The 5,858-nt window shown below is 61.7% G+C and carries 6 protein-coding genes; all 6 read left to right on the forward strand.

Annotated features, from left to right (window positions below; translation table 11 throughout):
* Positions 1-206: 206 nt before the first annotated feature.
* Entirely contained in the window at positions 207-1,175 is a 969-nt protein-coding gene (locus EH240_RS36340) for a 2-hydroxyacid dehydrogenase (protein WP_125007158.1), read from the forward strand.
* Positions 1,172-2,461, forward strand: coding sequence for a glycerate kinase type-2 family protein (locus EH240_RS36345; protein ID WP_206075386.1), 1,290 nt, complete (start codon positions 1,172-1,174; stop codon positions 2,459-2,461). The genes EH240_RS36340 and EH240_RS36345 overlap by 4 nt, the downstream gene beginning before the upstream one ends.
* Before the next feature lie 90 nt (positions 2,462-2,551).
* Positions 2,552-3,265 (forward strand): helix-turn-helix domain-containing protein, encoded by a 714-nt coding sequence (locus EH240_RS36350; protein ID WP_125007159.1) that lies wholly within the window; start codon positions 2,552-2,554, stop codon positions 3,263-3,265.
* A gap of 314 nt (positions 3,266-3,579) precedes the next feature.
* Positions 3,580-4,476 (forward strand): class II glutamine amidotransferase, encoded by an 897-nt coding sequence (locus tag EH240_RS36355; protein WP_125007160.1) that lies wholly within the window; start codon positions 3,580-3,582, stop codon positions 4,474-4,476.
* Positions 4,477-4,481: 5 nt separating this feature from the next.
* On the forward strand, positions 4,482-5,219 hold the full coding sequence (locus tag EH240_RS36360) for a GltB/FmdC/FwdC-like GXGXG domain-containing protein (protein WP_125007161.1): 738 nt from the start codon (positions 4,482-4,484) through the stop codon (positions 5,217-5,219).
* 15 nt (positions 5,220-5,234) lie between these two features.
* Positions 5,235-5,858: glutamate synthase-related protein (locus EH240_RS36365; protein WP_245436698.1), on the forward strand; the 624-nt coding region annotated here is incomplete at its 3' end.

The raw sequence follows: 5,858 nt of genomic DNA on the forward strand, positions 1-5,858 counted from the left end.
CGCGGCGCCGGCGTCGTCATCGTGCCGACGCCGGCAGCCTTCGGTCCCACTATCGCCGATGTTCTGAAACAGAGGCTGAAGGCGGCGTAAGCCTGCGCGCAGGCCGGGTCAGGAAATCGTGGGCTCGAAATCGTCGGCAACATTGCGAACCGCTGGTGCCGTCCGGCGGTTTCGCCCGTGCGATTACGCAAGTTGAGAGGGTATGAATGAAGCCGCGTGTGATCGTGACCCGCCGTTGGCCGGCCAAGGTGGAGAAGGTTTTGTCGGAACGGTTTGACGCGGTGCTAAATGCTGATGACGTGCCCCTGACGGCAGCGGAACTCGCAACGGCATTCCAGACCTATGACGCAATCCTTCCCACCGTCAGCGATCGACTGCCGGCGTCAGTTTTTCCGTCCAGCGACGGTCGCACCCGGTTGCTAGCTAATTTTGGGGTCGGCTTCAGCCACATAGACGTCGCGGCTGCCCGTGACCGCGGCATTGCAGTCACGAATACACCGGGAGTGCTGACGGACTGCACGGCGGACATCGCGATGAGTCTGCTCCTGTCCGTTGCACGCCGTGCCGGCGAGGGCGAGCGGCAACTCCGCGCTGGCGCCTGGAAGGGATGGTGTCCAACACATCTCATCGGCACGAAAATCTCGGGCAAGAAGCTTGGGATCATTGGCATGGGACGCATCGGCAAGGCCGTGGCGTGTCGAGCGCATTTCGGCTTTGGCATGGACGTCGTCTTCTACAACCGTTCCAAGGTTGACGACGACGCGACACGGTCAATGTCTGCCCGCCAACTTCCATCCATCGAGGCGGTTCTCGCGGAGTCGGACTTCGTCTCGCTGCATTGTCCGGGTGGAGCCGAAAACAAACATCTGATTGACGAGGCAAGGCTTTCAGTCATGAAGCCGACCGCATTCCTCATCAATACGGCGCGCGGCGATGTGATCGACGAGATCGCGCTTATCCACGCGCTTGATAAGGGAATGATCGCTGGAGCCGGCCTCGACGTTTATGCCGAAGAACCAGCAGTGCCACGAGGCCTGCTTGATCGGGAAAACGTGGTTCTCCTTCCCCATCTCGGCAGCGCAACCGCGGAGACACGAGAGGCGATGGGCATGAAGGCACTGGAAAACCTCACCGCCTTCTTCGAGGGCAAACCCGCTCCGGATAGGGTGGTGTGACGGTGCTGCCCGGCCCGGCGTCGGCATTGATGGATCTTCGCAACCAAGCGATTGAACTGTTTCGAACGGGCGTCGCGGCGGCCGAGCCCGGCCCAGCGGTTGCCGCTGCGCTGGAACGACGTGCTGACCAACTTGAAAAGGCCAGACGCGTGATCGTTATCGCCTTCGGCAAAGCCGCTTGTGCGATGACCGGCGCGGCATTGCCTTTGATTGGCGGCAAGCTGCACAGGGCTGTCGCTGTCACAAATGCCGAAAACGCTATATTGATTGACGGTGCGGAGGTCATCACCGCCGGGCACCCCCTGCCAGATCAGCGAAGCGTAGACGGGGGTTACGCTATCGAGAGCCTCGCCCGGTCGGCGGAACCCGGCGACCTTGTCCTGGTTCTTGTGAGCGGCGGAGGCTCGGCATTGGTATGCGCTCCCGCGGCCGGAATCTTGCTGGCTGACAAGATCGCGCTGAATGACGCGCTCATCCGATCGGGCGCCGACATTCGGGAAATCAACACTGTCAGGCAGCATTTTTCGCGCCTGAAGGGCGGGCGCCTGGCGCAATTGGCGTCGAGGGCTGAGATCCTGGCGCTCATAGTCTCCGACGTTCCAGGCGACGACGTTCGCCTGGTGGCCAGCGGCCCAACGGCCTCACCCTACGCATCTCTTACCCAGGCTCGTAGCGTGCTTTCGAAATATCGTGTCGATCCAAGATTCGAGCAAACTCTTGTTTCGACGGATATATCCATCTCGGGAGCGTTGTGCGATCGCGCCGAGAATGTGGTCGTCGTGTCCAACCGCATCAGTCTTGAAAGCTTGACGGCAACGGCCTTGCGCAGCGGCTTTCATGTGATCAAGGCCTCGGACTGGTTATCCGGCAAAGTTTGTGACGCTGCCCGCAAATTCCACAGCTTCGCACTCGAACATGCTCACCATCAAGGACCGGTTGCGATAGTCGCCGGCGGTGAGCCGACCGTCGAGGTCTCCGGCACGGGCAAGGGCGGACGTAATCAGGAACTGGCGCTGCGCTTCGCGCTGGCAAATGAAGCCAAGGCGATCCGCCGCAGCTGGGTGTTTCTCAGCGGCGGTACGGACGGCCGGGACGGTCCCACGGATGCGGCCGGGGGTATTGTCGATGCAGGGTCGATTTACTGGATGCGCGATTTCGGAGAGGATCCGGCCGTCCTGCTAGGGAACAACGACTCCTATGTAGCCTTGGCCACTTCAGGAGACTTGCTGATGACAGGTGCCACCGGCACCAATGTCGCTGACTTGCAGATACTTTTGATGCAGTAACATTCGTCGCACCTGTGCCCTTCCGGTTGCGTCCGGTTCAGCCGATCTTTACTGTGGGTAAAATCAGCGGCGAACCGAACGGGCGGAGCTATGGCGGCAAGGAAGTCGAGAAAAAAGCCGGTGCAGGAGAGAGCAGGCTCTGCGACGCACGGCGCGGAGCGATCCCTCGCCAGGGTTTCCCCTCTTAGCCAGAATCCTCATGCCGTAAAGAATACGCGCGAAAAGGTTCTTGAGGTCGCGATTGGCCATGAGGTGCGCGCGTTCCGCAAAAAGCTCGGAATCACTGTGGCCGATCTGGCGGCGGCGACCGATCTTTCGTTGGGCATGCTGTCCAAGATCGAAAACGGAGTTACTTCTCCGTCGCTGACGACATTGCAGACGTTATCCCGCGCACTTGGCGTGCCGCTGACCGCGTTCTTGCGCCGCTTCGAGGAGGATCGCAAAGCCGTCTTCGTCAAAGCGGGCGAGGGTGTGGATGTAGAACGCCGCGGAACGCGTGCCGGGCACCAGTACAATCTGCTTGGGTATATTGCGTCAAACACTGCCGGCGTCATGGTCGAGCCGTACCTGATCACGCTCACCGAGGATTCGGATGTGTTTCCGACATTCCAGCACGACGGGATGGAGTTTCTCTACATTCTGGAGGGTGAAGTTGTTTATCGCCACGCGAGCAACCTTTATCGGATGCTTCCCGGCGACAGCCTGTTCTTCGACGCGGATGCCCCTCATGGTCCGGAGGAATTGACAAAGCTGCCGATCCGCTACCTGTCCATCATCTCCTACCGCCAGAACAATGGGGACTAGATTAAGCACGCCGGCGACGACTCATTTCACCAACGGTGATTTGACGAAGCCATCCAGATCGCCTCGCTCCAACTGAACGCTTGAGAATTGTGGCTTTAGATCTGGCCGAATGAGTTGTCGATCGGGCGTCGACTTCCCTTTTCCAAACCCGATAGCACCCGCTGCAGCGCCTATAGCCACTGGCTGGAGCGCCTTTGCGCCGCCACATCAACTGTTCCTTTCTCTGTAGGAAAAAAAAATTCATAGCAGTTGAGTTCCGAGCATGAAGCTGCTAGGTTTTTCGCATCAGGCTGCAACCGTCGCGAGGTGATGTGATGTGTGGAATCGTCGGACTATTCTTGAAAGATAAGGCACTGGAGCCAAGGCTCGGCGCGATGCTGTCAGAGATGCTGGTTCTGCTAACCGACCGCGGCCCGGACAGCGCCGGCATCGCCATCTATGGCGCGACGGCCGGCAACGAAGCCAAGATCACTATCCAGTCGCCGAGGCCCGAACGCGATTTCCGCGGCCTCGACGTTGACCTTGCCAAGGCGGTGGGCGCGCCGGTGAGCGTCGCGGTCAAGTCGACCCACGCAGTCATCAGGACCAACTCGGACAAGGTCGACGCGGCGCGTGAGGCGCTGCAATCGCTCAGGCCCGATATCCGCATCATGGGCGCCGGCGAGGCGGTGGAGATCTATAAGGAAGTCGGGCTGCCGGAAGCCGTCGTCGAGCGCTTCGACGTGCGCTCGATGACCGGCACGCACGGTATCGGTCATACCCGCATGGCGACGGAATCGGCGGTCACCACGATGGGCGCGCATCCGTTCTCGACCGGCGCCGACCAGTGCCTGGTGCACAACGGCTCGCTCTCCAACCACAACAATGTGCGGCGCGAACTGGTGCGCGAAGGCATGACCTTCGAGACCGAGAACGACACCGAGGTGGCGGCCGCCTATCTCTCCAACAGGATGGCGCATGGCAAGAATCTCGGCGAGGCGCTCGAAGACACGCTCTCCGACCTCGACGGTTTCTTCACCTTCGTCGTCGGCACCAAGACCGGCTTCGGCGTCGTGCGTGACCCGATCGCCTGCAAGCCCGCCGTGATGGCCGAGACCGACCAGTATGTCGCCTTCGGCTCGGAATATCGGGCGCTCGCCAATCTGCCTGGAATCGAGAATGCCAAAGTCTGGGAACCGGAGCCCGCAACCGTCTATTTCTGGGAGCACTGAGCATCATGAATATTTCGAATTTGGCCGCCGCGCCGGCGCGTGAGGTGGACTTCGCCAAGCGTGTCTTTGATCTCGCGAAAAAGTCGCTGCGCGAGCTGAACCAGGCGCTTCATCATCTGACCCCCGGTTCGAACGAGACCGCCTGGGAAGTGCTCAACCCGAAGGGCAGCCACTCCGTCGCCGTCGGCGTCGACCAGCCGATCAGCGTCGATGTGCGCGGCAGCGTCGGCTATTACTGCGCCGGCATGAATGTCGGCGCCGCCATCACCGTGCATGGCTCGGCCGGCCCCGGCGTCGGCGAGAACATGATGTCGGGCCAAATCGTGGTCAAAGGCGACGCCAGCCAGTATGCCGGCGCCACCGGCCGCGGCGGCCTGCTGGTCATCGAGGGCAACGCCTCGTCGCGCTGCGGCATCTCGATGAAAGGCATCGACATCGTCGTGCACGGCAATATCGGCCACATGTCGGCCTTCATGGCGCAGTCCGGCAATCTGGTGGTGCTGGGCGATGCCGGCGATGCCTTGGGCGATTCCATCTACGAGGCGCGGCTCTTCGTGCGCGGCAAGGTCGAGAGCCTGGGCGCCGACTGCATCGCCAAGGAGATGCGGCCCGAGCATATCGAACTGCTGCAGGGCCTGCTCGATCGCGCCGGCGTCACCGGCGTCAAGCCGTCGGAGTTCAAGCGCTACGGCTCGGCCCGCACGCTCTACAATTTCAATATCGACAACGCCGACGCGTATTGAGGGGAACCATCAAAAATGACCTATCATAATCCTCCGACGACGCCGCGCAGGTCCGCGACCTTCGACGACTACACGCTTTCCGAAATTCGTCGTGCCGCCGCGACCGGCATCTATGACATCCGCGGCGCCGGCGCCAAGCGCAAGGTTCCGCATTTCGACGACCTGCTTTTCCTCGGCGCCTCGATCTCGCGCTATCCGCTGGAAGGCTATCGCGAGCGCTGCGACACCAGCGTGGTGCTGGGCTCACGCCACGCCCGGAAGCCGATCGAGCTGAAGATTCCGATCACGATTGCCGGCATGAGCTTCGGCTCGCTCTCCGGTCCGGCCAAGGAAGCGCTTGGCCGGGGTGCCTCGCTCTCCGGCACCTCGACCACCACCGGCGACGGCGGCATGACCGAGGAAGAGCGTGGCCATTCGAAGACGCTGGTCTACCAGTACCTGCCCTCGCGCTACGGCATGAACCCGCGCGACCTACGCCGCGCCGATGCTATCGAAGTCGTCGTTGGCCAGGGCGCCAAGCCCGGCGGCGGCGGCATGCTGCTTGGCCAGAAGATCTCAGACCGCGTCGCCGAGATGCGCACGCTGCCCAAGGGCATCGACCAGCGCTCGGCTTGCCGCCATCCCGACTGGACCGGTCCG

This window comes from Mesorhizobium tamadayense (assembly GCF_003863365.1).
Classification (GTDB): Bacteria; Pseudomonadota; Alphaproteobacteria; order Rhizobiales; family Rhizobiaceae; genus Mesorhizobium; species Mesorhizobium tamadayense.